This is a genomic window from Streptomyces sp. NPDC021080 (assembly GCF_044333225.1).
In the GTDB taxonomy this organism is placed as follows: Bacteria; Actinomycetota; Actinomycetes; order Streptomycetales; family Streptomycetaceae; genus Streptomyces.
The window spans coordinates 1-1,325 of record NZ_JBIRQM010000069.1 but is presented as its reverse complement, the minus strand read 5'-3'; the positions used below and the strand labels follow the sequence as shown (position 1 = coordinate 1,325).

Genomic DNA, 1,325 nt, shown 5'->3' with positions numbered 1-1,325 from the left:
AGTAGCGCGCTCAAGACCCGAAGCGGAGTGATCTAGCCATGGGCAGGTTGAAGCGGCTGTAAGAGGTCGTGGAGGACCGAACCCACCAGGGTTGAAAACCTGGGGGATGACCTGTGGTTAGGGGTGAAAGGCCAATCAAACTCCGTGATAGCTGGTTCTCCCCGAAATGCATTTAGGTGCAGCGTCGTGTGTTTCTTGCCGGAGGTAGAGCACTGGATAGGCGATGGGCCCTACCGGGTTACTGACCTTAGCCAAACTCCGAATGCCGGTAAGTGAGAGCGCGGCAGTGAGACTGTGGGGGATAAGCTCCATGGTCGAGAGGGAAACAGCCCAGAGCATCGACTAAGGCCCCTAAGCGTACGCTAAGTGGGAAAGGATGTGGAGTCGCACAGACAACCAGGAGGTTGGCTTAGAAGCAGCCACCCTTGAAAGAGTGCGTAATAGCTCACTGGTCTAGTGATTCCGCGCCGACAATGTAGCGGGGCTCAAGCGTACCGCCGAAGTCGTGTCATTGCAGCAATAGGGCCAACGCCCGCTGTGATGGGTAGGGGAGCGTCGTGTGCCGGGTGAAGCCGCGCCGGAAGGCAGTGGTGGACGGTTCACGAGTGAGAATGCAGGCATGAGTAGCGATACACACGTGAGAAACGTGTGCGCCGATTGACTAAGGGTTCCTGGGTCAAGCTGATCTGCCCAGGGTAAGTCGGGACCTAAGGCGAGGCCGACAGGCGTAGTCGATGGATAACCGGTTGATATTCCGGTACCCGCTGTGAAGCGTCAAACATTGAACCAGGCGATGCTAAGTCCGTGAAGCCGCCCCGGAGCCTTCGGGCAAAGGGGAGTGGTGGAGCCGACGGACCAGACCTGCAGTAGGTGAGTGATGGGGTGACGCAGGAAGGTAGTCCATCCCGGGCGGTGGTTGTCCCGGGGTAAGGGTGTAGGACGTCAGGTAGGCAAATCCGCCTGGCACATAGTCTGAGACCCGATGCCGAGCCGATTGTGGTGAAGTGGATGATCCTATGCTGTCGAGAAAAGCCTCTAGCGAGTTTCATGGCGGCCCGTACCCTAAACCGACTCAGGTGGTCAGGTAGAGAATACCGAGGCGTTCGGGTGAACTATGGTTAAGGAACTCGGCAAAATGCCCCCGTAACTTCGGGAGAAGGGGGGCCATCACCGGTGATTGGATTTACTCCATGAGCTGGGGGTGGCCGCAGAGACCAGCGAGAAGCGACTGTTTACTAAAAACACAGGTCCGTGCGAAGCCGTAAGGCGATGTATACGGACTGACGCCTGCCCGGTGCTGGAACGTTAAGGGGACCGGTTAGTCA

Annotated in this window: 1 rRNA gene; it reads left to right on the top strand. The window is 57.7% G+C overall.

Annotated features, from left to right (window positions below):
* Positions 1-1,325 (top strand): 23S ribosomal RNA (locus ACH4S8_RS45165); the annotation flags it as partial.